This is a genomic window from Micromonospora sp. NPDC047521 (assembly GCF_055587305.1).
In genome coordinates this window covers 164,449-191,090 of record NZ_JBVJGN010000008.1, presented here as the reverse complement: position 1 = coordinate 191,090, position 26,642 = coordinate 164,449, and the positions used below count along the sequence as shown (strand labels likewise).

Here is a 26,642-nt window from a genome sequence, read left to right as displayed (position 1 = left end):
GGGTGGACAGCCACCGCCGGCCGGCTAGGAGTTCGGCATGTGGACGACCCGGAGGTAACCGGGCAGCAGCCACGGCCGGGGCCCGCCGATGACCACGTCGCGGCGCAGCACCGCCGAGAGCATGCTGATGCGCCCGAACAGCATGAGGTTGAACCGCGCCGGACGGTAGGTGATGCGCGCGTCGAGCGGGGCGTCGGGCGGAGCGATGGTCAACCGGCCGTCCTTCAGGACAGTGGTGGTCTGCGCCGTGTACGCCGACCGGTACGCCACCGCGACCGGGCGCGCGGGCTGGCGCGCGCCGGTGTCGATGAGGACACCGTGGTCGTGCCGCACCATGTCGAGAAAGAACAGGTCGAAGAAGAGCGCCGCCTCGGCGTCCGGCATCGACCACGGTCGGCCCGTCGCCCGGGCGATGTCCCAGCCGTGGACGAGGAGTTCGTTCGTCAGGTGGGCGAACAGGCCCGCGACGGTGACCGACGCCCCGCCGAGCCAACGCACGACGCTGCCCGGATCGGTGTGCGCGCTGGCCCGGAGCAGGCGTTCGACGGTGTCCGACAGGTCCCGGCACAGCACGTCGGCGTCCCGCTCGGTCAGGTGCCTCATGACGAGCACGTTGAGCGACGACACGGTGTCCACCGTCGTCCTTTCCAGCGCGCCGGCGAGCCCGGGCACCGGCGGCGGCTCGACATCGGCGTCGACAAGCGAGACGTAGAGCATCGCGATGGACAGCACGTGCACCGCCGTGTCCGACACGGTCCAATCCTTGGTAACCATGGTGCTCGCCGGCGTCGGGCACGATCTGACAAGCGCGATGAAGCGCTTCGTGGCCTGGTGCACGGCGGTCCGGGCATCGGGCCAGCGATCGAGGGCGTTCGTCGTCACCGCACCACTCTCACATCGGACCGGACGGCGGCGGATCCTCCAGCGTGCGCGGTTCGGCATGTGTGCATCGAGACGACACGGACCCCTTGGGCGTGTCCGTCCCCCGTCCGGCAACGCGCGAGGTGGGCGCCCCGGCACCCGATGCGAAGGTGTCGACATGACCGAATTCGACGCCGGAGCCGCACGGCGAGGGTGGGCACCGGCACTCGCGGTCCGCACCACCGCCGCCGGGGACGTCGCGGCGGTGGCCTGAGCGAGCGCCGCCGCTGCGCCGGACGAGCCGGTGTGGCGGCGGTGTTTTCCACAGGCACCGACCCTCACCCACCACCTGACGCAGAGACGGGATCGGGATGACCACACTGTTCGCGCGCGCGACACGCCGCGCCGGCCGTTCGCACTTCCGGTACGTGCGGCCGGTGCCGTTCGCCTCGGCCACCGGTCTCGTGGGCACCGTGTACCGGCGGATCGAGGCGGAGTTCGGGATGCTCGCCCCTCCCGTCGCCCTGCACTCCCCCGCACCGTCGGTGCTGGCGGCCAGCTGGTCGATCCTGCGTGAGGTGCTTGTGGTGCCCGGGTTGGTCGCCCGCGCGGACAAGGAAGCCGTCGCGGCTGCCGTGTCACTTGCCAACAACTGCCCGTACTGCGCCGAGGTGCACAGCACGACGCTGCGAGGGCTGGTACGCGGGAGAGACCCGGAGGCCATCGCGGCGGGCCGTCTCGAGCAGGTGGCCGACCACCGGTTGCGGACGCTCGCCGGCTGGGCGGTCACATCCGCCGAAACTCCCGGCCCGGCTCCCTTCCCCCGCGCCCAGGCGCCGGAGCTGGTCGGCACGGTCCTGACGTTCCAGTACATCAACCGCATGGTCAACGTCTTCCTCCAGGAGTCGCCGCTGCCGCCGGTACAGGGCATCGCCCGCGATGTGGTGCGGCGAGGAGCCGCCCGGGTGATGCGGCGGTTGGCCTCCTCGGCTCCCCTGCCCGGGCTCGACACCGACGACCTCCTGCCCGCCGCGCAGCTGCCCGACGACCTGCGGTGGGCCGAGAGCAGTCCCACCATCGCCAGTGCCCTGGCCCGCGCGGCCAGCGCGATCGACGAGGCTGGCGAGCGGCGGCTCACGACCGCGGCACGCGACATGGTCCGCGCCGCCCTGCGGGAACCGGGTCGCGACGCGGGAACGGCACCGTGGCTCCAGGAACGGCTCGACGCCCTGCCGGCCCGGGACCGCCCGGCGACCCGCCTCGCACTGCTCACCGCCGTCTCGTCGTTCCGCATCACCGATCCCGTCGTGGCTGGCGTACGGGCGACAGGCGCGGACGACGCGGCGCTCATCGAGATCACGTCGTGGGCGAGCCTGACCGCCGCCCGCCACATCGCGGCCCGTCAGGACATGGGGAGCGACGACCACGGCGGGTGATGTCGTCAGGCCTGCGAACGCCGCGTCTCGGCGGGTGGACACGGCACGGTCACGTCAGGGGCAGGGTGTACGCGCGCAGACGTCGATGACCTTTCCGGTGAGCAGGAAGACCGCCTTCTGTTTCTGGGCGCCGGGCTGGGCGCGCGGGAACTCGTGTGGGTCGTCGCCGTACTCCGGCCCCGCAGGGGCGAGGTTGGTCGGCGGGGGGGCGTACGCCGCGCCGCTGTTCCAGACCACCATCGCCGAACCGGTGTACGGGTAGCTGCGGATCGGCGCAATGCCCCAGTACGGCCGCACGTCCGCTGACCAGCCGTCGGCGAGCGCCGGGGTGTGCAGGCGGGCGCCGATGGTGCGCGCCTGCACCTCGGCCGCCGCGGGCGAGACCTGGTGGTCGCCGAAGGCCACGTGCATCAGCACCTGGTGTGCCGGGGTGTTCGGCAACGGCTTGTCGGTCATGTGCTGGGCGTACCCGTTGGCCTCGGAGCGGTCCCACAGCATCTGGAGCAGCGCGAGGATCAGCTGCTGGTCCACCCTGTCCGGGTAGTAGCCGTCCAGGACCGACTGGAACGGCGCGAAGTCCACGCTGCGTTGCAGCAATGTGGAGTAGTTCATCGCCGGTACGCCGAGCACCGACCGGGTCCAGTCCTGGGCGATGGCGGTGAGCGCGCCGCCGTTGATGCCGCCCTGGCTGTTGCCGTCGTAGCGCAGCCCGCCGGCCACGTCGATGAGCGGTCGTGCGCTGTCGTCCCGGAACGCCGGGTGGGCGGCGAACCCGCCGGGGTGGATCATCGCGCGGCCCAGGAAGAGGAAGTTCAGGAAGCTCTGCTGCAACCGGTCGGCCACGGCGGGGAAGGCGCTGAGGTCGGTGAAGGCGCCCGCCACGTAGGGGACGTCGGCGGCGGCCATGCCGATCCAGCTGGTCGCGCAGAAGGTGAAGTCGTGCGTGTTCGACATCGTCTTGACGTTGCCGGCGTTGATCTCGGTGGGCCTGCCGAGCAGACCGTGGCCGTAGAGCGAGAGGTGGGCGGGCCTCGCGGCGGAGGCGCTGCGCGGGATGTTGCAGACGAAGTCGGCCGCCACGGTGGCGCCGGACGGCGTGGGCAGGGCGTTCGGCGTCGGTGGCGTCCCGTCGCCGCCGGCCGGGCCGTAGTGCAGCCGGGAGCCGGGGCCGCCGTCGCCGCTCAGGTAGGACGGCACCCCGATGGTTCCGGTCACCTGCCGGGCGATCAACGGGTCCTGCTCGGGCGCGTAGTCGGTCACCTGGGTGACGGTGAACGAGGGTGCGGCCCGGCGGAGGTCGGCGAAGGCGCTGTCCCGCATCGCCAGCATCCGCCCGGTCAGGCCCTGCCGGCTGGCGACTGTGAAATCCCAGGCCAGGTAGAGGCTGTGCCGCTTGACGCCGGTCCGGTTCAGATCGGCGAGGATCCGCTTCATCTGCGGGACGCGGGGATCCCGATGACCGAGGCCGACACCCCTGGTGTACGCCGTGAACGCCTTCGGCGCCGGGATCAACGCCCCCGTACCGTCGCGCATGCTCCGCAGGCCCACGACGTACCGGGTGCCCTCGGTAAGCGCTACCGCCGGCCGGATGATCAGCGACTGCCGGTCCGGCTGGCCGGCGGCGTGCGCGTCCAGCTCGGCCCAGTAGGGGGTGCGCTCGCCGGTCCGCGTGTTGAGCAGCACGATCGGGGCGTCCGGCGCCAGCGAGCGACCGATGTCGGTGACAGGTGCGATCCGGGTGGCCGTGGCGTCGAGGCCGGGCACCCGCACCAGGATCGGCGAGCCGGGGCTGAACCCGTCCTGCCTGTTCCATTCCGTCGGGTCGATCGGCGTCCCCTGGACGTTCGCGGGCATCGCGGACGCCGAGAACCGCACCCGCTTGCCGGTGGGGCTGGTCCGGTCCGGCACGGTGAAGTAGTCGTTCGGGAACGGCAGCAGGCAGGCCGTTGGGTCGATCGGGTCGCAGCCCGGTTGCCCGGTCGCGCCGGGAGTCGCGGGCGGTGCCGCGGCAGCGGCCGGAGCAAGCAGGACGGCGACCGCCGTCACCAGCACGGACACGGCGGAACGGAGCCGTACGGGGGTCACACGCATCTCCTTCGACGGTGGACGATGGCTCGGTGCGGGGGCGAGGGTGGTGGGTGGTGGGTGGTGTTCTTCCTACGCTCGTGAACGGATCTCAGCAAGGTGTGGTGACACTCCCCCGGGCGGCGGTGGCAGCACCCGGGCGACGCCCCGGCTGAGGACCAGCCGGCCGGTACCGTCCACGGCCTGGAAGGCGGCGCCGTGGCGGCGGCGCCAGATGCGGATCGTCAGGGTGTCGCCGGGATACATGGGTGCCGTGAAGCGCGCGTCGACGCGGCGCAGCCGGGCCGGGTCCGATCCGGCGACCGTGTGCAGCAGGGCACGCCCGGCGTAGCCGTACGTGCAGAGCCCGTGCAGCAGCGGCCGGGGCAGGCCGGCGCGCCCGGCGACCGCTGGATCGCTGTGCAGCGGGTTGCGGTCGCCGCTGAGGCGGTAGAGCAGGGCCTGGTCGGCTGGCACCTGGTAGCTGATCTCGTGGTCGGGTGGTCCGGCGAGGGCCGGCCGGGCGGGCGCCGGAGCCCGGACGCCGCCGAAGCCGCCAGCACCTATGACGAAGAAGCCGGCGGTGGCGGTGGCCAGCGGGCGGTCCCGCTCGTCGCGGATCCGGGAGACGACGCGGACCAGGGCGCCACTGCCCTGGTCGTACACCGAGGTGACGGCGGCGGTGGTGCGGGCGGTGCCGGCGGCGGGCAGTTCGCGGTGCAGCACCAGGGACTGCTCGGCGTGCCGGACGGCCGCCGGGTCGCCGAGCGGGGGTGGGTCGGCGGCGAGCAGGGCCGCGAAGGTCGGTAGTGCCGCGTGTGGGTGGCCGGCGGAGTTCTCGGTGGTGAAGCGCAGTTCGGCGGCGGGGTCGGGCTGTCCCGCACCGACGCCGAGGGCGTACAGCACCGCGTCGGTGCTACTCCAATGCCGTTCGACTGTGCGCTGCCAGTGGCGCAGCGAGGCGGGGCTGGAACGGTCGCCGGGCAGTTCGGCGCCTGCGCGACGCATCATGGGAAGCCCTTGGTCGTGAGTCTGGACGGTAACGAACTGCTGGTCAGGGGGTCGTGATCTCTTGACGGTGTGCTCGGCCACACAGTACCGTCCCACATTAAGCAACACGGACCACCATATGAGCCGGTCGAGGACTGAGGTAGCCATGAAGATGCGAACGTTGCGGGTAGCGGCCGCGGCTCTGCTGATAACGGTCTCCGGGGCCGCATGCGCCGAGAACCAGACGGCCGACGAGGCCGGTGGCTCCGCCGCCGCACCGTCCGCCAACGTCACGTTCGGCGTGGGCGTCGACCCCGCGTACTCGCCGATCTACCTCGCCGACCAGGACAAGCTGTTCGCCGAGGCGGGCGTCAACGTGACGGTGACCCAGTTCCAGGAGGGCACCGGCGGCCTGGACGCGATCCTGGCCAAGCAGGGCCAGTTCACCGCAAGCACCGAGTCCAGCCTGCTCAACCGGGCCACCCGCGGCGACATCAAGGGCCTGGCGGTGTTCTCCCAGTCCCCCAGCTTCATCAAGCTCGTCGCCCGCTCCGGGATCGCGGACGTGGCCGCCATCAAGAAGTACGGCGTCGTGCCCGGCACCGTCAACGAGTACGCCACCAACAAGGTCCTCGCGTCCAAGGGCATCAGCCGCGACGCGGTCGAGTTCGTCAAGGCCTCCCCGGCCGAGATGCCGGCGCTGCTGCAGCGCGGCGACGTCGACGGCTACATCATGTGGGAGCCGTGGCCGTCGCGCGGCGTCGCCAACGGCGGCAAGGTGCTGCTCACCAGCGGCGACATCGGCTACGTCTACAACCTCGTGATCGGCGTCGACGGCGCCTGGTACGAGGCGAACAAGGACGCCGCCAAGAAGGTCGTCGACACCGTCGGCAAGGCGTGCGAGCAGCTCACCGCCGATCCCGCGAAGTCCGGCACGGTCACCGAGAAGGCGATCAAGGTCCCGGCGGCCGAGGCGCAGACCCTCCTGGAGGGCGTGGAGTGCAAGGTTCGCGACTTCACCGACGAGGATCTGCAGCGCTACGCCGAGATCGCCAAGTTCCAGCAGGACAGCAAGATCGTGCAGAAGGCGGCGGACCCTGCGACGGTGATGGTCAGGGGCCTGGTGTGACCTCCGACGGCACGCGTACGGCCATCCCCACCGGCCGGTCGTCCTCGACCGGCCGGGGCGGGGACCCCGTCTCCCTGCGGGACGTCGACATCCGCTTCGGCGACTTCGACGCGGTGCGCGGCGCGACGCTCGACATCGCGGCGGGCGAGTTCGTCTGCCTGCTCGGGCCCAGCGGCTGCGGCAAGTCGACGCTGCTCAACGCGGTCGCCGGGTTCGTCACACCGGCGGGCGGCGAGGTCACCTGCGGCGGCGCCCCGGTCAGTGGGCCGGACGTGGCGCGCGGCGTGGTGTTCCAGAGCGCGGAGGCGCTGTTCCCCTGGCTGACCGTCCGGCAGAACGTCGCGTTCGGCCCCCGGATGCGGCGCATGCCGAAGACACAGCGCACCGCCGTCGAGGACCGCTACCTGGCGATGGTCGGGCTCAGCCACAGCGCCGACAGGTTTCCCAGTCAGCTCTCCGGCGGCATGCGGCAGCGGGCCCAGCTCGCCCGGGTGCTCGCCAACGAGCCCTCCGTCATCCTCATGGACGAACCGTTCGGGGCCCTGGACGCCCAGACCCGGCTGGTCATGCAGGTCGAGCTGGATCGGATCTGGCGCGACACAGGCGCCACCATCCTGTTCGTCACCCACGACATCGGCGAGGCGATCCTGCTCAGCGACCGCATCGTCACCATGACGGCCGGCCCCGCCGCCGCCATCAAGAACGTGTACCCCTGCGATCTGCCCCGGCCCCGCGACCTCACCGACCCGGCCAGCGCCGCCCTGTTCCGGCAGCTGCGTGAGGACATCGGCGAGGAGGTGGCCCGGACCCTGCGGGCCCAGGGACTCGACGACGGGCACGACGGCCGACCGGCCGGCCACCAGGAAGGGGCGAGACGATGACCGTCGACGTGCGTACGGACCCGGCGCCCACCCCCGTCGAGCCGCGCCGCCCGGCGCGTCGGGCGAGCGCCCGGCCCCGACTGACCAGGATCGGGCTGTCGCTGCTCTCCGTGGCCCTCGGCATCGCCGTCTGGGACCTGGTGAGCCGCAACTACACAGCGTTCTTCCTGCCGTCGCCGATGCTGACCTGGCAGGGCGCGGTCGATCTGGTCCGTGACGGCACGCTGTGGGACTCGGTCAGTGCCTCGTCGACGCGCATCCTGACCGGCTGGGCTCTCGGCGTCGTGATCGGCGTGCCGGTGGGGCTGCTCATGGGGTGCATCCCCTGGTTGCGACTGATGCTCGACCCGTACATCCAGTTCTTCCGGTTCGTCCCGCCGATCGCCTTCGTCACGCTGGCGATCATCTGGCTCGGCCCGGGCGAGGCGTCCAAGGTCGCGCTGATCTTCTACACCACCGTCTTCATCGTCGCGCTCAACACCCTGGCCGGGGTGCTGGCCGTCGACGATCTGCGACTGCGGGCGGCCCGCGCCCTGGGCGCCTCCCCGCTGCGCAGCCTCGTGTCGGTGGTGCTGCCGTCCACCGTGCCGCACGTCGTCACAGGTGCCCGGCTCGCCATGGGCAACTCGTTCCTGACGATCGTCTCGGCGGAGATCGTCGCGGCGCAGAGCGGGTTGGGCTCGCTGATCTGGACCGCCCGCAACTACGCCAAGACCGAGTGGGTCTTCGTCGGCATCCTCGCCCTCGGCCTGCTCGGCTACCTCTTCGACTGGATCCTGCGGACGGTCGCGCGGGGCACCCTGCGCCGCTACGGCGTCACCTTCTGACGCCCTCAGGCGTCACCGCCGCACGGTCCCCCTCCCACGAAAGGCACTCCCGCATGCTCTGCATCGGCGTCGACATCGGCGGCACGTTCACCGACGTGATCGTCTACGAGCCGGCCACCGCACGGCTCGCCGAGGCGAAGACCCTGTCGACGCCGCACGACCCCGCCGTCGCGATCTTCGAGGGGCTGGCCAAGCTCGGCGTCTCGCTGGACGCGGTGGAACGGTTCGTGCACGGCACCACGCGTGTGACGAACGCGCTGTTGGAGGGCTCCGGCGACCCGGTAAGCGTGGTCACCACCGCCGGCTTCCGCGACGTGTTGGAGATGGGCCTCGGGCATCGGCCGAGGCTCTACAGCGTCAAGGAGGCGGCACGTCCGTCGCTGGCGCCCCGCTCGCTGCGGCACGCCCTGCGGGAACGGATCGCCGCCGACGGCGAGGTCACCGAGCCACTCGACCCGGATCACCTGGACGAGGTGCTGGACCGGGTGGCGGCCGCCGGGCCAGGAGCCGTAGCGGTCTGCCTGCTGCACTCGTACCGCAACCCCGCCCACGAGCGGGCGGCGGCGCTGCGGCTCGCCGAACGCCACCCCAACCTGGTCTGCACCGTCTCCTCCGACGTCGTACCGGAGCAGGGCGAGTACGAACGGTTCGCCACCACCGTGCTCAACGCCAGCGTCCGGGGCGCCGTGGCCGACTACCTGCGCGGGCTCGGCACCGCCCTGGCGGGTGCCGGGTACGTGCAGCCGCTGTCCATCATGACCAGCAGCGGAGGCGTCGTCTCCACCGACGAGGCCAGCCGCCTGCCGATCAACCTGGCGCTCTCCGGGCCGGCGGGCGGTGTCGCAGCCGCCGTCCACGTCGCGGGCCTGGCCGGATACTCGAACGTGATCACCTGCGACATCGGCGGCACCAGCACCGACGTCTGTCTGATCAAGGGCGGCGCGCCGCTGATGACCAGCGACGGGACGATCGCCGGGTACCCGAACAGGACATTCCAGGTGGAGATCAACACGATCGGGGCGGGCGGTGGTTCCATCGCCTGGCGCGACCTCGGCGGCGAGCTGCGGATCGGGCCGCGCAGCGCCGGTTCCACGCCCGGCCCCGCCTGCTACGGCCGTGGCGGCACCGAGCCGACCACCACCGACGCGCACCTGCTGGTCGGGCACCTCGACCCGCAGGAGAGCCTGGGCGGTGAGGTACAGCTGGATCCCGCGCCGGCGGCGGAGGCCGCGACGGCGCTCGCCGGGCAGCTCGGGCTTGACGACATGGAGCTGGCGCACGGCATCCTGCGCCTGGCCACCATCAAGATGACCAGCGCGATCAAGGAGATCTCCGTCGCACGCGGGCACGACCCGCGCGACTTCGTGCTGATGCCGTTCGGCGGGGCCGGGCCGATGCACGCCACCGCGCTCGCCGACGAGTTGGGCATCCGCCGGGTGCTGGTGCCGCCGGTGCCTGGCAACTTCTCGGCCCTGGGGTTCGTCACGGCCCGCGCCCGTCACGACTACGTCCGTACCGTCCTGGTGGCCGCCGACGAGCCGGGGCTGGCCTCGGCACGGGCGGTCGTCGCGGAGTTGCAGGACGCGGCCCGGGCACAGCTCAAGGCGGAGGACGGCGTCGAGGCCGACCAGGTCTCGTTCGCGCTGACCGTGGGAATGCGCTTCCGCGGACAGAGCCACGACCTGGCGGTCGCGGTGGCCGACCTGCCCGCCACGGCCGAGGATCTGGTGTCGGCGTTCCACGACGCGTACGCCGAGCGGTACGCCTACGTGCGCACCGGTCACCCGGTCGAGATCGTCAACTGCCGGCTGACCGCCTTCGGGCCCAGCCCCGAGGTGCGCTTCGCCGCGCCGTCCGGCGACGAGGCCCAACCGGGCCACACCCGGCTGTACGGGCCGGACGGCTGGGTGGACGCCGTGGTGTGGCGACGCGCCGAACTGGCGCCCGGTGTCGCGGTGACCGGCCCGGCAGTGGTGCGCGAGAACGGCAGTACGACAGTCGTCGGGGCCGGCTGGCGCGGCGCCGCCGACGAGCACGGCAACCTGCTGCTCACCCGGGACTGACCATGTCGTCACTCGCCCTCGACGCCGTCCTGCTCGACGGGGCGGCCCGGCACCCGGACCGGCCGCTGTACGCGTTCGCGGAGCTGGACCACCCGGTCACGTACGCCGAGTTCGCCGAGCTGGCGGGTCGGGGCGCCGCGGTTCTGGCCGCCCACGGGATCGGCCGCGGTGACCGGATCGCCGTGTGGTCGGAGAACAGCCTCGCCTGGCTGACGTTGCTCGCGGCGGCGGCCTGGCGCGGTGCCACTCTGGTGACCCTGCACCCGGGTCTCACCGCCGCGGAGTTGGCCGAGACGGTGGCCCGCGCCCGGCCCCGCCGGCTGTTCGCGGCCGGTCGGATCCGCGACCGGGACGCGACCGCCGACGCGGCAGCGGCCCTGGCCGGCTCGCCGTACGCGCCGGACGGTGTCCACGCGCTCGCCGACGACGGCGGCCGGGGCGCGCTGGCGACGTTGGCCGGCTGGTCGGAGGCGCCGCCCGAACCGGCAGGTGACGCCGACGCCGTGCTGAACATCCAGTTCACCTCCGGCTCCACCGGCCCGGCCAAGATGGTGGCGCTCAGCGCCCGGAACCTGGTGCGCAACGCGCAGTGGACGGCCCGGGCGGCCGGGCTGCGCCAGTCCGACACCCTCGCCTCACCGCTGCCGCTGGCGCACGCCGCAGGGCTCAGCAGCGGCGCGGTGCTCGCGCTGGTCACGGGGGCGCTCTGGGTGTCGACGCGCCGGTTCCGCTCGGAGACCGTGCTGGACCTGGTGGAGCGGCACCGCTGCACAGTGCTCCAGGCCGTACCGACAATGGCCACGATGCTCGCCGACCGGGTCGAGGGCGAGCCCGGCCGGTGGGACCTGTCGTCGCTGCGCGTCGGCTTCCTCGGCGGCGCGCCGTGCCCGCCCGCGCTGCGCGAGCGCACCGTGCGCGTGCTGGGCCTGGACCGCACGGCCGTCGTCTACGGTCAGACCGAGGCAGGTCCCACGATCAGCGTCGACCCGGGCGACGGCAGCTGCGCACCGGTCGGCCGGACCGTCGGCCGGATCGTGCCCGGCCTCGACGCGGCAGTGGTACGGCCCGGCACCGGTGACGCCGTACCGACGGGCGAGGCGGGCGAGCTGCTGGTGCGCGGTGAGTCGGTCATGTCCGGCTACGTCGACGACCCCGCCGCCACCGCCGCCGCCCTGACCACCGACGGCTGGCTGCGCACCGGCGACCTCGGCGCGATGACCGCCGAGCGGGTGTTCACGCTCACCGGCCGGGTCAAGGAGCTCATCATCCGTGGCGGCGAGAACGTCAGCCCGGCCGAGGTGGAGGCCGCGCTGCTCGACGACGCCGCCGTCGGCCAGGCGTGCGTGCTCGGCGTGCCGTCGGCGCGCTGGGGCGAGGAGGTCGGCGCACTGCTTGTCGCCGCGCCCGGCACCCGGCTCGACACCGAGGTCGTCGTCGCCGCCGTCGCCGCGAGGCTCGCCCGACACAAGCAGCCCACGCGGGTACGCGCGGTCGCCGCACTGCCCCTGCTGCCGTCCGGCAAGGTCGATCGGCGCGCCGCGCTGGCGCTCCTCGAGGGGGAGAACTGATGCAGCTCGGGTCGTGTTTCCTCGATTCGCTTACCGTCACCAGCTTCTTCGGCAACGCCGAGATGCGTGGAGTGTTCAACGACAGGCAGCTCATGCAGTCCTGGCTGGACGTGGAGGCCGCGCTGGCCCGCGGGCAGGCGTCACTCGGGATCATCCCCCGGGCGGCCGCGGAGGCGATCACCGCGGCGGCACGGCTGGAGAAGCTGGACACCGCGGCGCTCGTCGCCGACGCCGAGGACACCGTCCACCCGCTGGTGCCGCTGGTGCGCGCCCTGACCGCCGCCTGCCCCGGTGACGCGGGACGCTACGTGCACCTGGGCGCCACCACCCAGGACGTGATGGACACCGGGTTCGTGCTGCGTGCCCGCGCCGGCCTGGACGTCGTCGGGCGCCAACTCGACGAGCTGGTGCGGCTGCTGCGCCGGCTGGCGCTGCGGCACCGCAGCACACCCATGCCGGCGCGTACGCACGGCCAGCAGGCCCTGCCGACCACGTTCGGGCTGCGCTGCGCGGTGTGGCAGAGCGAGCTGCAACGCCACCGGGACCGGCTCCGGGAACTGCGCGCCCGGCTGCTGGTGACCAGCATGGGCGGGGCGGCGGGCACGATGGCGGGATACGGGCCGCAGGCGTTCGCGCTGGAGCGGACCGTCGCGGATGACCTGGGCCTGGCCGTGGCGGACACCCCGTGGCACGCCACCTCGGACCGGTTCGCCGAGTGCCTCATGGTGCTGGGCATGGTGGCGTCCAGCGGCGAGAAGCTGGCCCGAGAGGTGTACTTCCTGGGGCGTACCGAGGTCGGCGAGGCGTACGAGCCGCAGCGCACGACCCAGGTCGGCAGCAGCACGATGCCGCACAAGCGCAACCCGATCCGCTGCGAGGCGGTGATCGCGGCGGCCGGCACGCTTCGCGCGCAGGTGCCGCTGGCCCTGCAGACGATGGTGGCGCAGGACGACCGGGACATGGGCGTCGGCATGACGCTGTGGAAGCTGCTCCCGGAGTGCTTCATCCTCATCGGTGGTGTCCTGGAGCGCCTGGTGGAGGTCTTCGGTGACCTGGGCGTGAATCCGGACCGGATGCGCGCCAACCTCGATCTCACCGGCGGGCTGGTGCTGTCGGAGGCGGTGATGCTGCGGCTGGCGGGCGCGCTGGGCCGCGAGGAGGCGCACCACCTGGTGATGCGGGTGGTGCGCGACAGCCTGGAGCAGGACCGCCCCTTCGCTGACGTGTTGCGCGCAGACCCGCAGGTCGCCGCCGCCCTGCCCGGCGAGGATGTCGCCGGGCTGCTCGACCCGCTGTCGTACGTCGGTCACGCCGCAGCCCTGGTGGACCGCGCCCTGCTCACCTCGGAGTCGCCATGACCAGCGCACCGTCCGCCTCGTCGCCAGTGCTCCTCGACCGGGCGGGCCGGCTGGCCCGGATCACGCTGAACCGCCCACACCGGCGCAACAGTTTCGACCTGGCGATGCTGGCCCGGTTCGAGGACGTGCTGCACGAGGTGGGACGCGACTCCGAGGTGGAGGTGGTGGTGCTCACCGGCGCGGGGCCGGCGTTCTGCGCTGGCACCGACCTGGACGAGCTGGCCGGTCTGGACGCGGCCGCCACCATGCAGGTGCAGCGCCGCACGGCCGAGCTGGTGGAGCGCTGGTACCGGTTGGAGCAGACGACGGTGACCGCGTTCAACGGCCCGGCGATCGGCTCCGGCGCGGTGCTCGGGCTCGCCGCCGACCTGCGCGTCGCGGCGGACAGCTGCTTCTTCACGTTTCCGGAGGTCACCTTCGGCATCCCGCTGACGTGGAGCGGCATGGCGATCCTCGCCGACCTGGTGGGGGCGGACCGGGCGAAGCGCTGGCTGCTGCTGGGAGAGCGGATCGGCCCGGCGGAGATGCTGCGCCACGACCTGGTCACGGCGGCGGTGCCGGCCGACGAGCTGGGCGCGGCGTGTGACGCGGTGGTCGAGCGGCTGCTTACCGTCTCGCCGGTGGGCCGGTCCATGACGAAGCGGGCCGCGCGCCTGGCCGGACCGCGGTTCGAGGCCGCCGCGAACGACTCCTACCTGGGTGCGCTGAGCGTCGCGTTGCGGCCGGCCGGCCCCTACCCGAAGGGCGGGCAACGGTGAAGGTGTACCAGCTGCTGGCGGACGCGCTCGTCGCGCACGGCGTCGACACGGTGTTCGGCCTGCTCGGCGACGCCAACATGTTCCTCGTCAGCGACCTGGTCGGCCGGCACGGGGTGCGGTTCGTCGCGGCCCGCAACGAGAACGCCGCAGTGATGATGGCCGACGGGTACGCCCGCGCGACAGGCCGGTGCGCCGTGGCAACTGTCACCCAGGGGCCAGGGCTTGCTGTGGCGGGTGCGGCGCTGACGATCGCCCGCCAGGCGCGTACCCCGCTGGTGCTGGTGGCGGGCGACACGCCGCCCGGGGATCCGGGGCACGTGCAGAACTTCCCGCAGCAGCCGTTCGCCCTGGCGACAGCGGGCCACATGGTGCCGGTGGTGGACGCGGCGGGGGCGGTCCGTGACGTCGCGGCGGCGTTCCGGCTGGCCCGCACCACAAGTGGGCCGGTGGTGCTCAATGTGCCGATGGACCTGCAGGACGAGGACGTCGCGGATGACGTGCCGCCGCCCGTCGCGGTGGCCGAGCCGCGCCCGCCGGCGCCGCTGGCGCCGCACCCGAACGACGTGGCGATGCTCGCGCAGCGGCTGCGGAGCGCGCAGCGCCCGGTGGTGCTGGCCGGTCGGGGCGCGCAGGGAGCCGAGGCGGCGGTACGGGAGTTGGCGGATCGCAGCGGAGCGGTGCTGGCCACCACGCTCATGGGCGCGGGCCTCTTCGCGGACCACCCGTACTGCCTGGGGGTGGCGGGTGGACTGGCCCGGCCGCTGACCCGGCGGGTGCTGGGCGAGGCGGATCTGGTGCTGGCGTTCGGTGCCGGGCTGAACCGGTGGACGGCGGATCACGGCCGGTTGTTCGCCCGGGCCGAGGTGGTGTGCGTCGACACCGACGGGGCGGCGCTGGGTGCGCGCTGGCCGGTGGACGCCGGCGTGGTGGGCGAGGCGGCGGCGGTGGCGGCGGCGGTCTCGACGGCACTGCCGCCGGTCCAGCGGCCCCAGTGGCGTTCCGCGGAGCTGGCGCGGGAGGTGGCGGCGGCCGACCCGTTCGCCGGTCTGGTCCCCTTGCGGGCGGCGGACCGGATCGACCCGCGGGCGTTCCTGCGGGTGTGCGCCAGGCGGCTGCCGGCGCGCCGCACCACAGTGGTGGGGGTCGGGCATTTCGGCGGCTGGCCGAACCTGCTACTGGATTCACCCGCGACAGACCGGGCGCTGATCGCCCCGTGGGACTTCGGCAGCATCGGCGTGGGGCTGCCGTTCGCGGTGGGCGCCGCGGTGGGCCGCCCGGACCGGCCGGTGGTGGCGTTCGAGGGTGACGGGAGTCTGCTCACCGGGCTCGGTGAGCTGGACACGCTCGCCCGCACGGGTGCCGCGGTACTGCTGATCGTTCTGGACGACGCCGCGTACGGCGCGGAGGTGCGCAAGCTGCGACCACGGGGGGTGGATCCGTCGCTTGCCCGTTTTCCCGAGCGCGACCTCGCCGCGGTGGCGCGGGCACTGGGTGTGCCTGCCTGGACGGTGACGGACGAGGCCGGTGCCGACGCCGCGTTCGACGCGGTGCTGCCGGTCACCGGCCCTGCCCTGCTGCACGTGCGGGTGCACCCCGACGCCGTGCAGGAACACTTCTGAGCCGGTCAGTCCCCCCAGATCGCGCCGACGCCGTGGCCCATCTGACGCGACAGTTCGTCAGCGGTGCGGACGGCGGCGGCGGCCAGCTCGGCGACGCGGGCCTCGTCGAGGCGGAAGATCGGCCCCGAGACGCTGATCGCGGCGGTGACGTGGCCGAGCCGGTCGCGTACGGGCGCGGCGACGACGCGCAGGCCCTCCTCGCTCTCCTCGTCGTTGAGTGCCCACCCCTGCTCACGGACCTGGTGCATCCGCTTGGCGAACGTGTCGAGGTCGGTGATGGTGTTCCGGGTCAGCGGCGTGAACCGGGTGCCGGCGAACATGGCCCGGATCTGCTCGTCGTCGAGGTCGACCAGCAGGGCCTTGCCGGCCGCGCTGCACCACAGGGGGATGCGTCGGCCGAGGCGGGAGACGAGCTGCACGTTGCGCGTGCCGTGCTCGATGTAGATCGACAGGGCGTCCGAGCCGTCGCGGATGGACAGGTTCACCGACTCGCCCTCGTCCTGGGCGAGTTGGTGCAGCAACGGCCGGGCCAGGGCGTGCATGTCGAGCCCGGCGAGGAAACAGGCGCCCAGCTCGAAGACGGTGACGCCGAGCCGGTAGGCGCCGGTCTCGTCGTTGCGTTGCAGGAAGCCGGTGTCGGCGAGGGCCCGGAACAGCCGGCTGGCTGTCGACTTGTGCAGCCCGAGTTCACGGCTGACGTCGCTCACCTTGCGTTCGACGCTGCCGCCGCGGAAGGCCAGCAGCACGCTGAGGGCGCGGTCGAGCGCCTGGGTGCCGGACTCCCGGGTGACGGGTTCCTCCGCAGCTGAAGAGGGTTCTGCGGCCTGCGACATCTTGCTTCCCACTTTCTCGGTTGATAGTGTTTCACAATATAAACCACGGACCACATTATGGTCCACGTGAGGTCAAGGCCGAACCGCTCGGCACAACGAGCCGGAACACATGAGGCGTCGCATGACCAAGACGTTGAACCCGATCGACCTCGAGATCGTCACCGAGGGTCTGATCTCGATCGTGCGCGAGATGCGCCAGACGATCTTCCGCACCGCGCACTCCCCCGTCATCGCCGACGCGCAGGACTTCTCCTGCGCACTGTTCGACCCCAAGGGCCAGATGGTCGCCCAGGGGCGCGACATGCCCGGGCACGTCATCGCCATGCCGGCCTCCGTCGCCGAGATCTTCGCGGACTTCGCCGACGAGATGCGCCCCGGCGACCTGTACATCGTCAACGACCCGTACCGGGGCGGCAGCCACCTCAACGACGTCACCCTGATCACCCCGGTCTTCGTCGACGGCGAACTGTTCCTCTTCCCCTGTGTGCGCATGCACTGGGCCGACATCGGCGGGATGACCCCCGGCAGCGTCTCCGGGCAGGCCACCGAGATCCTCCAGGAGGGCCTGCGCATCCCGCCGATCAAACTGATCGAGCAGGGGCGCCCCAACGCCGCCGCGTACGCCATCCTCTTCGCCAACGTGCGGATGGCCGACGAACGGCGCGGCGACCTGGAGAGCTGCATCGCCGCCTGCCACACCGCCGAGCGGCGACTGCGCGAACTCGTCGGACGCTACGGTGCCGAACTCCTGCTCGACAGCGTCGCCGCCAACATGGACCGCACGGAGCAGCGGCTGCGCGACCGCATCCGCGAGTTGCCCGACGGCGTCTACCGCTACGAGGACTACCTCGACCTCTACACCGACGGTCGGTACGACCCCGCGCTGGTGCGCTGCGTGCTCACTGTCGACGGCGACGAGATCGACGCCGACTTCCGCGGATCGTCCACACAGGTCGCGGCAGTCGTCAACTCGTCGCATGCCATGACCGTCGCTGGCGTCTTCATCGCCGTCAAGAGCGCGCTCGACCCCGGCGGCCTGGTCAACCACGGCGCCTTCCGTCCGCTGCGGGTGCACACCGAGCCGGGCACCGTCGTACACGTCGCCTATCCGGCGCCCGCCAACGCCCACAGCGAGGTGCGCAAGCGCGTCATCTCCGCCGTCATGGCCGCGCTGAGCCAGGTCGCGCCAGACCTCATCGCGGCCGACCAGTTCGGAACCACCTTCCAGAACCTCATCGGTGGCGTGGACCAGCGCACCGGCCGGCCCTACCTGTACTACGACTACCCGGCCGGCGGCAACGGCGGGTTCCTCGAATCCGACGGGCCGAGCGCGATGAACCCCGTCGACCTCGGGGACATCTCCACAATCCAGTCCGTCGAACGGCTGGAGACCGAGATCCCCATCCTCGTCGACGCGTCCGAGCTGCGCCTCGGCTCGTGCGGCGACGGAGTACGCCGAGGCGGACTCGGCAGCCGACGCGAAACCCGACTGCTCGCCAGCACCGGCGCCTACTCCGTACAGACCGACCGCACCACTGTGCCGCCGTACGGTCTGCACCACGGCGGCCCCGGTGCCCCCACCGTCACGTTCGTGGTCCGCGCGAGCGGCGAGCGTGTCGACTTCGAGACCCCCGGCAAGGTCGCCGGCTTCCCGATGCGCGCCGGTGACGTCCTCGTCATGGAGTCCGCGGGCGGTGGAGGCTGGGGTGACCCGCTCGACCGGGAACCCGCAGACGTCGCCGACGACGTCGCGCAGGGATACCTCAGCGCCGCCGAGGCCGAGCGCCGCTACGGCCTGCGGCTCGACGACGACGGCCGCGTCGACACCGCCGCGACCGCGGCGGCCCGGCGGGAGATGCGCGGGGAGCGGCGGTGGCTGCGCGTCACCACGAGCGACCGCAGGCCGTACGCCGGGGAGCGCGGCCGGCAGCGGCTCGCCTACGTGGCCCCCGGCACCGGCCTGGCCGAGGGCGCCCTCGTGGAGATCCACGGCGCGCACCCCGCACCCCTGCGGGCCTGGGTCCGGCACGACGCCGGCCTGGCCGACGACCAACTGGCCCTCGACGACGACGGGCTGCAGATCCTCGGCGCCGAACCCGACGAGCGCACGTTCGTGCGGGTGCTGGCCGACCGGGGCACGACCGGGGAGGGACAGGCATGAGCAGAGTCTTCCGGGTTCCCGTGGCGCCCGCCCGCACGGGCGGTGCCCACCGCACCGACAGCGCGGACCGGCTGCCGGAGGTGCCGTCCGCCCGCGCCGGCATCGTCGCGGGTGTGCTCAGCCCGCATCCACCACACCTGATCTACGCCGAGAACCCGCCGCAGAACGAGCCACGCTCCACCGGTGGGTGGGAGGTGCTGCGCTGGGCGTACGAGCGGCTGCGGCAGCGCATCCGCGAGGTGCACCGCCCGGACGTGCTGATCGTGCACGCCCCGCACTGGATCACGATGGTCGGCCACCACGTGAACTGCGTGCCCAACCCGCGTGGCGTCTCCGTCGAGCCGATCTTCCCGCACCTGTTCCGCTACTCCTACGACTTCCGCTCCGACGTGGAGCTGGGTGAGGCCATCGCCGACGAGGCCAGCGACCTGGGCCTGGTCACCCGCAAACTGCGCGACCCACGGGTACGTGTGGACTACGCCACCATCGGCGCGCTGCACCTGGTCAACCCGGCCTGGGACATCCCGGTGGTGTCGCTGTCGGCAAACAACAACCCGTACTTCTACTCCGACGCGTCGCTGGAGGAGATGGAGGTGCTGGGTGAGGCGACCCGCCGGGCCGTCGAGCGCACCGGGCGCCGCGCCGTGCTGCTGGCCTCCAACTCGCTGTCGCACCTGCACTGGCACGAGGAGCCGGACCTGCCGGAGGACATGGAGCGCGAGCACCCGTACAACAACCACCAGTACCGCTGGGACATGAAGTTGCTGGAGGCGATGCGCCGCGGCCCGACCGCGCCGCTGCGGGAGCTGATCAGCGAACACATCGAGGCGACCTCGTCGGAGACCAAGGCGGGCAGCCTCACGTGGATGCTGGCCGCGATGGGCTGGCCGAAGGTGCCCGGTGACGTCCTGGGCTACGGCACGATCATCGGCACCGGCAACGCGGTAGTCGAGTGGACCCCCAAGGGAGGACACCGTGGCTGACACCGGGATCGTCGCCGGTGCGCTGCTGCCCGGCATGCCGCACCTGCTGGCGGAGAAGCCCGCCCAGTGCTGGGCCGACCTGGCCGGCGCCGCCCGCGACGTCGGCGACCGGCTGCGCCGCCTCAAGCCCGACGTGGTGCTGCTGCTGTCCACGCAGTGGTTCACCGTCCTGGGCCACCAGTTCCAGTGCGACCCGAACCCGCGCGGCGAGCACGTCGACGAGAACTGGTACGCCTACGACTACGGCCTGCTCCGCTACGACCTGCGCTTCGACGTGCCGTTCACCGAGCGGTGGGCCGATCACGTGCAGAAGGGCGGCATGCAGGCCCGGCGTACCCGCTACGACGGGTTCCCGATCGACACCGGCACCATCATCACCTCGGCGCTGCTCGACCCGGACCGCGAGCTTCGCTGGTCGCAGGTGTCGTGCAACCTCTACGCCGATGCGCAGACGCTCGCCGACGTCGGCGCGGCGGGCGCCGCCGCGGCCCGCGAGGCTGGCGTACGCGCCGCCGTCGTCGTGGTCACCGGCATGTCGTCAGGCCTGATCCAGCAGTGGATCGAGCCGCACGAGGACCACATCGGCGACCCCGCGCACGACCGCTGGAACCGGCGGGTGCTGGACCTGCTGACCGCCGGCAAGGTCGACGAGGTGCTGAAGATCCGTGAGGACTTCGCCCGCCAGGCGCAGGCCGACAGCCAGTTCCGCGCGCTGGCGTTCGCCGCCGGCGCCGGGGCGGCTGCCGGTCCGGCGCAGTTGCACGCGTACGGACCGCTCTGGGGCACCGGCGGCGCCGTCCTGTCCTGGAATTTGCCCTGAACACTGGAGAAGGAGAACTCATGCGGAACATGGCTGCCGGCTTCGTCGAGGCCGAGGGCTACACCGCCATCTTCGACGCGGTCGACGCGATGGTGAAGGCCACCGAGGTCGAGGTGACCCGCGTCGTCCGTCTGGGCGGCGGCATCGTCGCCGTCGCGCTGCGCGGCGACCTGGCCACCGTCGAGGAGGCCGTCGACATCGGCGAGGCAACCGCCAAGGCCAAGAGCCGAACGGTGCACTCAATCGTCTTCGCCAGCCCCTGCGACGCGGTGTCGGCGCTCGCCGTGGACCCCCGCCTCGTCGGCAACTGATCCGGTAAGGAGAACAGAACATGCCTTCTGACATCGCCATCGGCATCGTCGAGACCCGGGGCGTCGTGGCCCTGTCCGCCGGAATCGAAGCCATGATCAAAACTGCGGACGTCCGTTGCGTCGCGGTGGAGCGGGTGACCAGCGGCTACCTGGCCGTCGCCGTGCAGGGCAGCCTCGCTGCCGTCCGGCAGGCCGTCGCCGCGGGCGAGGCCGCCGTCCGGGCGCACGGCGACCTGCGCAGCTCGCAGGTCTACCCCAAGCCGCACCCCACCACGGCCGCGCTGCTGGAGGATCCGGAGGCCGCCCGGATCCGCGAGGTCATGGCGAGCATGCGGGGAGAGGGCTGATGCTCCTCGGTGAGGTCGTCGCGAAAGTCTGGCCGGACAAGATCCTGCCGTCGCTGCAGGGCCGCCGGCTGGTGCTGGTCCGGCCCCGCGGCGACGGACCCGACCTCGTCGCGATCGACCCGCTGAACGTGGGCGTCGGCACCGTCGTGCTGGTCGCCACCGACGAGGCGGCCGCCGCGGCCACGGGCGAGCCGACGGCTGACGCGGCCGTCGTGGCGCTCGTCGCCGACTCCGCGACCAAACGATAGGGACCGAGAGGCGTTGCCCATGACATCCGGGCGTACCACCCGCTGGCCGAGCGGCCTGATCGACGGCCGCCCGAGCGGAGATCTGCTGCTGCCGAACTACGTCGGCGGCGAATTCGTCACCGGCGGCACCCCGTTCGCGAAGGTGTCACCGGTGACCGGCGAGACGATCCTGCACGTCGCCGAAGCCGACGCGTCCACCGTGGATGCCGCCGTGGACGCCGCCCGGGCCGCGCTGCGCGGGCCGTGGGGCGCGATGGGCGAGGGCGAGCGGGCCGTCGTGCTCCGCCGCGTCGCCGACGAGTTGGAGCGCCGCTTCGACGACCTCGTCGCCGCCGAGGTCGCGGACACCGGAAAGTCGGTGACGCAGGCCCGCACGCTGGACATCCCGCGCGGTGCCGCGAACTTCCGGGCGTTCGCCGACATCATCACGTCCACTCCGACGGAGTCCTTCACGACTGTCACGGCGGGTGGCGGGCGGGCGCTGAACTACGCGGTCCGCAAGCCGGTAGGCGTGGTGGCGATCATCGTCCCGTGGAACCTGCCGCTGCTGTTGCTGACCTGGAAGGTGGCGCCCGCGCTGGCGTGCGGCAACGCGGTGGTCGTCAAGCCCAGCGAGGAGACACCGTCGTCGGCGACCGTTCTGGCCGAGGTGATGGCCGCGGCCGGTGTGCCCGACGGCGTGTTCAACCTGGTGCACGGCTTCGGCCCCGGTTCGGCGGGCGAGTTGCTCACCCGCCACCCAGGCGTGGACGCGATCACCTTCACCGGCGAATCCGCGACCGGCTCGGCCATCATGCGCTCCGCCGCGGACGGCGTGAAGGCCGTCTCCTTCGAGTTGGGCGGCAAGAACGCCGGGCTGGTCTTCGCCGACGCCGACCTGGACGCGGCAGTCGAAGGCTCCGTGCGGTCCAGCTTCACCAACGGCGGCCAGGTGTGCCTGTGCACCGAGCGGCTGTACGTACAGCGGCCGGTATTCGACGAGTTCGCGGCCCGGCTGGCCAAGCGTGCCGGGGAGCTGGCGTACGGCTGGCCGTCGGAGGCCGCGACGATGACGATGCCCCTGATCTCCGGCAAACACCGGGAGAAGGTGCTCGGCCACTACGACCTGGCCCGCACCGAGGGTGCCACGGTGCTCGCCGGCGGCGGCGTGCCCGCGTTCGGCGACGACCGCGACGGCGGCGCGTACGTGCAGCCCACGGTCCTGACCGGGCTCGGGCAGGACGCCCGCACGGTCCGCGAGGAGATCTTCGGACCGGTCTGCCACATCGCGCCCTTCGACGAGGAGGACGAGGCGTTCGCGCTTGCCAACGACAGCGAGTACGGCCTGGCCGCCACCGTGTGGACCCGTGACGTGGGCCGCGCGCACCGGGCCGGGGCGCGACTCGACGCCGGCCTGGTGTGGGTGAACACGTGGTTCCTGCGGGACCTGCGCACCCCGTTCGGTGGGGTGAAGGCGTCCGGCGTGGGCCGTGAGGGCGGCGTGCACTCGCTGCACTTCTACTCCGAACTCACGAACGTCTGCGTGGACCTCGGATGAGCGCCGACATCGACGGCGCGGCCGCTGCACTGCGGGACGCGTACGCCACAGGGGTCGCCCGCAAGCCGCTGCGCGACGACCTGCTGCCGGCCGGGGACCTGACTGCCGCGTACGCCGTGCAGCAGGCGCAGGTCGAATCCTGGCTCGCCGGGGGCCGCCGGCTGGTCGGGGCGAAGGTGGGTCTGACGTCGCGGGTGGTGCAGGAGTCGTTCGGTGTCTTCCAGCCCGACTTCGGCGTCCTCTTCGGCGACATGGCCGTCCCCGACGGCGCCGAGATCGACCCGCGAAACCTGCTGCAACCGCGCGTCGAGGCGGAGGTCGCGTTCGTCCTCGGGCGCGACATCCCCGACGAGCAGGTCACCGTCGCCGACGTGGTGCGGGCCACCGATCACCTGCTGCCCGCCATCGAGATCGTCGATTCGAGGATCGCCGGCTGGGACATCTCCATCGTGGACACGGTTGCGGACAACGCGTCCAGCGGCCGGTACGTGCTCGGCACCACCCCGCGCCGGGTGCGCGACGTCGACCTGCGGCTGTGTGGGGCCGTGCTGGAGCACGCCGGCGAGCCGGTCTCCGTCGGGGCGGGGGCGGCCTGCCTCGGCAACCCGCTGCACGCCGTCGCCTGGCTGGCGGCGACGCTCGCCGCGAACGGTCGTCCGCTGCGCGCCGGGGACACCGTGTTGTCCGGCGCGCTCGGGCCGATGGTGGCGGTCACCCCGGGCGCCGCGTACGAGGCCCGGATCTCCGGCCTGGGCAGCGTCCGGGCCTGCTTCTCGAAGGGCGACGCATGAGCACCGGCGTGGCGGTGATCGGTTCCGGCAACATCGGCACCGACCTGATGATCAAAGTGTTGCGGCTGTCGGAGTCGCTGCGGATGGTGGCGATGGCCGGCATCGATCCGAACTCCGACGGCCTGGCCCGGGCCCGCCGGCTCGGCGTGGCCACCACCGCGGGGGGTGTCGACGGGCTCGTCGCGATGCCGGAGTTCGCGGACGTCGGCATCGTCTTCGACGCGACGAGCGCGGGCGCGCACCGGCACAACGACGCGGTGCTGCGCCGGCACGGCACGCGGGTGGTCGACCTGACACCGGCCGCGATCGGCCCGTACGTCGTACCCCCGGTGAACCTCGACGCCCACCTGGGTGAGCGCAACGTCAACATGGTCACCTGCGGCGGGCAGGCGACCGTGCCGATCGTCGCGGCCGTCGCGGCGGTCACGCCCGTGGCGTACGGCGAGATCGTGGCCTCGATCGCCTCCCGCTCGGCGGGGCCCGGCACCCGCGCCAACATCGACGAGTTCACCGAGACGACGGCCCGCGCCATCGAGGTGGTCGGCGGGGCCGGCCGCGGAAAGGCGGTGATCGTACTGAACCCGGCGGAGCCGCCGTTGCTGATGCGCGACACCGTCTACTGCCTGTGCCCGGACGCGGACGCCGACCGGGCGGCGATCGCCGCGTCGGTGGAGGCGATGGCGGCCGCGGTGCGGCAGTACGTGCCCGGTTACCGGCTCAAGCAGGAGGTGCAGTTCACCGAGGTCGACGCGCACGTGCCGGCGCTCGGCGGGCACTTCTCCGGCGTGCAGGTCTCCGTGTTCCTGGAGGTTTCCGGTGCCGGTCACTACCTGCCCGCGTACGCCGGCAACCTCGACATCATGACCAGCGCCGCGCTGCGCACCGCCGAACGGATGGTCTCGTCGTGACCGACCTCTACATCCAGGACGTCACACTGCGCGACGGCATGCACGCCATCGGGCACCGTTACACGGTCGGTCAGGTCACCGAGATCGCGGCGGCGCTGGACGCCGCAGGGGTGGCGGCGATCGAGGTGGCGCACGGCGACGGCCTCGCCGGGTCCAGCGTCAACTACGGCCACGGCGCGGCGACCGACGCCGACTGGATCAGCGCGGCCGCGTCGGTGCTGACCCGCGCGAAGCTGACGACGCTGCTGCTGCCCGGCATCGGCACGATCGCCGATCTTCGGGCCGCCCGCGATCTCGGCGTCACGAGCGTGCGGGTGGCGACGCACTGCACCGAGGCGGACATCTCCGCTCAGCACATCGCGTGGGCCCGGGAGAACGGCATGGACGTCGCCGGGTTCCTGATGATGTCGCACATGGCCGACCCGGTCACCCTGGCGCGGCAGGCGAAACTCATGGAGTCGTACGGGGCGCACTGCGTCTACATCACCGACTCCGGTGGCCGGCTCACCATGACGGACGTGGCGCAGCGGGCGGACGCGTACCGGCAGGTGCTCGACCCCGGGACGGAGATCGGCATCCACGCGCACCACAACCTGTCGCTCGGGGTGGCGAACAGTCTCGTCGCGGTCGAGCACGGGGTGCGCCGGGTGGACGCCTCCCTGGCCGGGATGGGTGCCGGGGCGGGCAACGCGCCGCTCGAGGTGTTCGTCGCGGTGGCCGAGCTGAACGGCTGGCCGCACGGCTGTGACGTGTTCGCGCTGATGGACGCCGCCGAGGACCTGGTGCGCCCGTTGCAGGACCGGCCGGTACGGGTGGACCGGGAGACGCTGTCGCTGGGCTTCGCCGGGGTCTACTCGTCGTTCCTGCGGCACGCCGAGAGCGCGGCCGACCGTTACGGGGTGGACGTGCGCACGATTCTGCTGGAGCTGGGCCGCCGCCGGATGGTGGGCGGCCAGGAGGACATGATCGTCGACGTGGCGCTGGACCTGGTCCGGGACGCCGGGAAGGACATCCAGTGATCGACACCCTCGCCGGCCGTCTCGACGAGGCCGCCGTGTCGCGGACGGCGGTGGCGCAGTTCGGGGCCGACGCCGGCCTCGACGTGGCCACCGCGTACTCGGTGCAGGAGGCCCTGGTGGCGCGGCGGCTGGACCGCGGCGAGACGGTGGTCGGGCTCAAGCTGGGCCTGACCAGCCGCGCCAAGATGGCACAGATGGGCGTCGACGAGGTGATCTGGGGCCGGCTCACCGACGCCATGCACGTACCGGACGGCGGCACGGTGAGCCTGTCCGAGCGCATCCATCCGAAGGTCGAGCCGGAGGTCGCGTTCCTCGTCGAGGGCGGTGCGATCGTCGCGGTCGCTCCCGCCATCGAACTCATCGACTCCCGCTACCTGGACTTCCGGTTCACCCTGCCGGAGGTGATCGCCGACAACACGTCCGCGTCGGGCTTCGTCGTCGGGCCGTGGCGGCCGGTGCCGGACGGTGTCGACAACCTCGGCGTACTGCTGGAGGTCGACGGCCGGGTCGCGCAGGTCGGCTCGACGGCGGCGATACTCGGCGACCCGCGTCGCGCCCTGCCCGAGGCGGCCCGTCTCGCCGGGGAACTGCGGGACGGCTGGGTGCTGCTGGCTGGCGCGGCGACCGCCGCTGTGCCGCTGACGCCGGGCGCGCACGTGCGGGTCACCGTCGAGCAGATCGGCACGGCGTCGCTGCGGGCGTCGGCATGAGCGGGGCCCGGACCGTCACCGGCAAGGCCGTCCCGCGCGGCCGGTTCCCGCATGTCAAGGTCGCGGGCGGTTTGGTCTTCGTCTCCGGTACGAGCAGCCGCCGCCCCGACAACACGATCGCCGGTGCGACTGTGGACGCGCTGGGCACCGCGTCGCTGGACATCGCCGTGCAGACCCGCGCCGTGATCGAGAACATGCGCGACATCCTGCGCGACGTCGGCGCGGACCTGTCCGATCTGGTGCAGGTCACCACGTACCTGGTCAGCATGAACGACTTCGGTGGCTACAACGCCGTGTACGGCGAGTTCTTCGACGAGACGGGGCCGACGCGCACCACCGTGGCCGTGCACCAACTGCCCCACCCGTACCTGCTGATCGAGATGCAGGGGGTCGCGGTGCTGCCGCTCGGGTGACGTCCCC

General features: G+C 72.5%; 25 protein-coding genes. 21 read left to right on the top strand and 4 right to left on the bottom strand.

Annotation, left to right across the window (positions count from 1 at the left end; all coding sequences use genetic code 11):
* Window positions 1-24: 24 nt before the first annotated feature.
* A complete protein-coding gene (locus ACZ6N8_RS19315; protein ID WP_466011616.1) occupies window positions 25-942 on the bottom strand; it encodes a maleylpyruvate isomerase N-terminal domain-containing protein in 918 nt (305 codons plus the stop codon).
* 290 nt (window positions 943-1,232) lie between these two features.
* On the opposite strand from ACZ6N8_RS19315, the gene ACZ6N8_RS19310 reads away from it, so the two are divergent.
* Window positions 1,233-2,297 (top strand): carboxymuconolactone decarboxylase family protein, encoded by a 1,065-nt coding sequence (locus tag ACZ6N8_RS19310; protein WP_466011614.1) that lies wholly within the window; start codon window positions 1,233-1,235, stop codon window positions 2,295-2,297.
* 54 nt (window positions 2,298-2,351) lie between these two features.
* Here the strand turns inward: ACZ6N8_RS19310 and ACZ6N8_RS19305 are convergent, their stop codons facing one another.
* Both ACZ6N8_RS19305 and ACZ6N8_RS19300 read right to left on the bottom strand, forming a co-directional pair.
* Complete coding sequence (locus ACZ6N8_RS19305) at window positions 2,352-4,388, bottom strand: hypothetical protein (protein WP_466011612.1); 2,037 nt, start codon at window positions 4,386-4,388, stop codon at window positions 2,352-2,354.
* A gap of 66 nt (window positions 4,389-4,454) precedes the next feature.
* Complete coding sequence (locus ACZ6N8_RS19300; RefSeq protein WP_466011610.1) at window positions 4,455-5,372, bottom strand: MaoC family dehydratase; 918 nt, start codon at window positions 5,370-5,372, stop codon at window positions 4,455-4,457.
* 145 nt (window positions 5,373-5,517) lie between these two features.
* Between ACZ6N8_RS19300 and ACZ6N8_RS19295 the strand changes: the two genes are divergently transcribed.
* The 8 genes from ACZ6N8_RS19295 to ACZ6N8_RS19260 are packed head-to-tail and all read left to right on the top strand — an operon-like array spanning window position 5,518 to window position 15,554.
* A complete protein-coding gene (locus tag ACZ6N8_RS19295) occupies window positions 5,518-6,480 on the top strand; it encodes an ABC transporter substrate-binding protein (RefSeq protein ID WP_354824267.1) in 963 nt (320 codons plus the stop codon).
* Entirely contained in the window at window positions 6,477-7,361 is an 885-nt protein-coding gene (locus ACZ6N8_RS19290) for an ABC transporter ATP-binding protein (protein WP_466011608.1), read from the top strand. The genes ACZ6N8_RS19295 and ACZ6N8_RS19290 overlap by 4 nt, the downstream gene beginning before the upstream one ends.
* Window positions 7,358-8,188 (top strand): ABC transporter permease, encoded by an 831-nt coding sequence (locus ACZ6N8_RS19285; RefSeq protein ID WP_357980893.1) that lies wholly within the window; start codon window positions 7,358-7,360, stop codon window positions 8,186-8,188. The genes ACZ6N8_RS19290 and ACZ6N8_RS19285 overlap by 4 nt, the downstream gene beginning before the upstream one ends.
* Window positions 8,189-8,241: 53 nt before the next feature.
* Window positions 8,242-10,251, top strand: a complete 2,010-nt coding sequence (locus ACZ6N8_RS19280; protein WP_466011606.1) for a hydantoinase/oxoprolinase family protein — start codon at window positions 8,242-8,244, stop codon at window positions 10,249-10,251.
* A 2-nt stretch (window positions 10,252-10,253) separates the two neighbouring features.
* Window positions 10,254-11,819 carry a class I adenylate-forming enzyme family protein gene (locus ACZ6N8_RS19275; RefSeq protein WP_466011604.1) on the top strand — a complete coding sequence of 522 codons (1,566 nt, stop codon included), beginning with the start codon at window positions 10,254-10,256 and terminating at the stop codon, window positions 11,817-11,819.
* A complete protein-coding gene (gene purB / locus ACZ6N8_RS19270) occupies window positions 11,819-13,177 on the top strand; it encodes an adenylosuccinate lyase (protein WP_466011603.1) in 1,359 nt (452 codons plus the stop codon). The genes ACZ6N8_RS19275 and purB overlap by 1 nt, the downstream gene beginning before the upstream one ends.
* Window positions 13,174-13,935 carry an enoyl-CoA hydratase/isomerase family protein gene (locus ACZ6N8_RS19265; RefSeq protein WP_466011601.1) on the top strand — a complete coding sequence of 254 codons (762 nt, stop codon included), beginning with the start codon at window positions 13,174-13,176 and terminating at the stop codon, window positions 13,933-13,935. Before purB ends, ACZ6N8_RS19265 begins: the two co-directional genes overlap by 4 nt.
* Window positions 13,932-15,554, top strand: coding sequence for a thiamine pyrophosphate-binding protein (locus ACZ6N8_RS19260; RefSeq protein WP_466011599.1), 1,623 nt, complete (start codon window positions 13,932-13,934; stop codon window positions 15,552-15,554). Before ACZ6N8_RS19265 ends, ACZ6N8_RS19260 begins: the two co-directional genes overlap by 4 nt.
* 5 nt (window positions 15,555-15,559) lie before the next feature.
* Here ACZ6N8_RS19260 and ACZ6N8_RS19255 read toward each other — a convergent pair whose 3' ends face one another.
* Window positions 15,560-16,387 carry an IclR family transcriptional regulator gene (locus tag ACZ6N8_RS19255; protein WP_466011597.1) on the bottom strand — a complete coding sequence of 276 codons (828 nt, stop codon included), beginning with the start codon at window positions 16,385-16,387 and terminating at the stop codon, window positions 15,560-15,562.
* A gap of 121 nt (window positions 16,388-16,508) precedes the next feature.
* On the opposite strand from ACZ6N8_RS19255, the gene ACZ6N8_RS19250 reads away from it, so the two are divergent.
* Genes ACZ6N8_RS19250 through ACZ6N8_RS19195 form a run of 12 tightly spaced genes read left to right on the top strand, consistent with a single transcriptional unit; the run spans window position 16,509 to window position 26,635 of the window.
* Entirely contained in the window at window positions 16,509-18,548 is a 2,040-nt protein-coding gene (locus tag ACZ6N8_RS19250) for a hydantoinase B/oxoprolinase family protein (protein WP_466011596.1), read from the top strand.
* Window positions 18,545-19,531 (top strand): DODA-type extradiol aromatic ring-opening family dioxygenase, encoded by a 987-nt coding sequence (locus ACZ6N8_RS19245; RefSeq protein ID WP_466011594.1) that lies wholly within the window; start codon window positions 18,545-18,547, stop codon window positions 19,529-19,531. The genes ACZ6N8_RS19250 and ACZ6N8_RS19245 overlap by 4 nt, the downstream gene beginning before the upstream one ends.
* Window positions 19,524-20,351 carry a DODA-type extradiol aromatic ring-opening family dioxygenase gene (locus ACZ6N8_RS19240; RefSeq protein ID WP_466011592.1) on the top strand — a complete coding sequence of 276 codons (828 nt, stop codon included), beginning with the start codon at window positions 19,524-19,526 and terminating at the stop codon, window positions 20,349-20,351. Before ACZ6N8_RS19245 ends, ACZ6N8_RS19240 begins: the two co-directional genes overlap by 8 nt.
* A 20-nt stretch (window positions 20,352-20,371) precedes the next feature.
* Complete coding sequence (locus tag ACZ6N8_RS19235) at window positions 20,372-20,662, top strand: BMC domain-containing protein (protein ID WP_354824231.1); 291 nt, start codon at window positions 20,372-20,374, stop codon at window positions 20,660-20,662.
* Window positions 20,663-20,682: 20 nt separating this feature from the next.
* Window positions 20,683-21,009, top strand: a complete 327-nt coding sequence (locus ACZ6N8_RS19230) for a BMC domain-containing protein (protein WP_466011590.1) — start codon at window positions 20,683-20,685, stop codon at window positions 21,007-21,009.
* A complete protein-coding gene (locus ACZ6N8_RS19225; protein WP_466011588.1) occupies window positions 21,009-21,257 on the top strand; it encodes a EutN/CcmL family microcompartment protein in 249 nt (82 codons plus the stop codon). The genes ACZ6N8_RS19230 and ACZ6N8_RS19225 overlap by 1 nt, the downstream gene beginning before the upstream one ends.
* Before the next feature lie 58 nt (window positions 21,258-21,315).
* Entirely contained in the window at window positions 21,316-22,794 is a 1,479-nt protein-coding gene (locus ACZ6N8_RS19220) for a 2-hydroxymuconic semialdehyde dehydrogenase (RefSeq protein WP_466011779.1), read from the top strand.
* A complete protein-coding gene (locus tag ACZ6N8_RS19215; protein ID WP_466011586.1) occupies window positions 22,791-23,585 on the top strand; it encodes a 2-keto-4-pentenoate hydratase in 795 nt (264 codons plus the stop codon). Before ACZ6N8_RS19220 ends, ACZ6N8_RS19215 begins: the two co-directional genes overlap by 4 nt.
* Window positions 23,582-24,493 (top strand): acetaldehyde dehydrogenase (acetylating), encoded by a 912-nt coding sequence (locus tag ACZ6N8_RS19210; RefSeq protein WP_466011585.1) that lies wholly within the window; start codon window positions 23,582-23,584, stop codon window positions 24,491-24,493. Before ACZ6N8_RS19215 ends, ACZ6N8_RS19210 begins: the two co-directional genes overlap by 4 nt.
* Window positions 24,490-25,512: a 4-hydroxy-2-oxovalerate aldolase gene (gene dmpG / locus ACZ6N8_RS19205; RefSeq protein WP_466011583.1), complete on the top strand. Its 1,023-nt coding sequence runs from the start codon at window positions 24,490-24,492 to the stop codon at window positions 25,510-25,512. Before ACZ6N8_RS19210 ends, dmpG begins: the two co-directional genes overlap by 4 nt.
* A complete protein-coding gene (locus tag ACZ6N8_RS19200) occupies window positions 25,509-26,222 on the top strand; it encodes a 2-keto-4-pentenoate hydratase (RefSeq protein WP_466011581.1) in 714 nt (237 codons plus the stop codon). Before dmpG ends, ACZ6N8_RS19200 begins: the two co-directional genes overlap by 4 nt.
* A complete protein-coding gene (locus ACZ6N8_RS19195; RefSeq protein WP_466011579.1) occupies window positions 26,219-26,635 on the top strand; it encodes a RidA family protein in 417 nt (138 codons plus the stop codon). Before ACZ6N8_RS19200 ends, ACZ6N8_RS19195 begins: the two co-directional genes overlap by 4 nt.
* Window positions 26,636-26,642 lie beyond the last annotated feature (7 nt).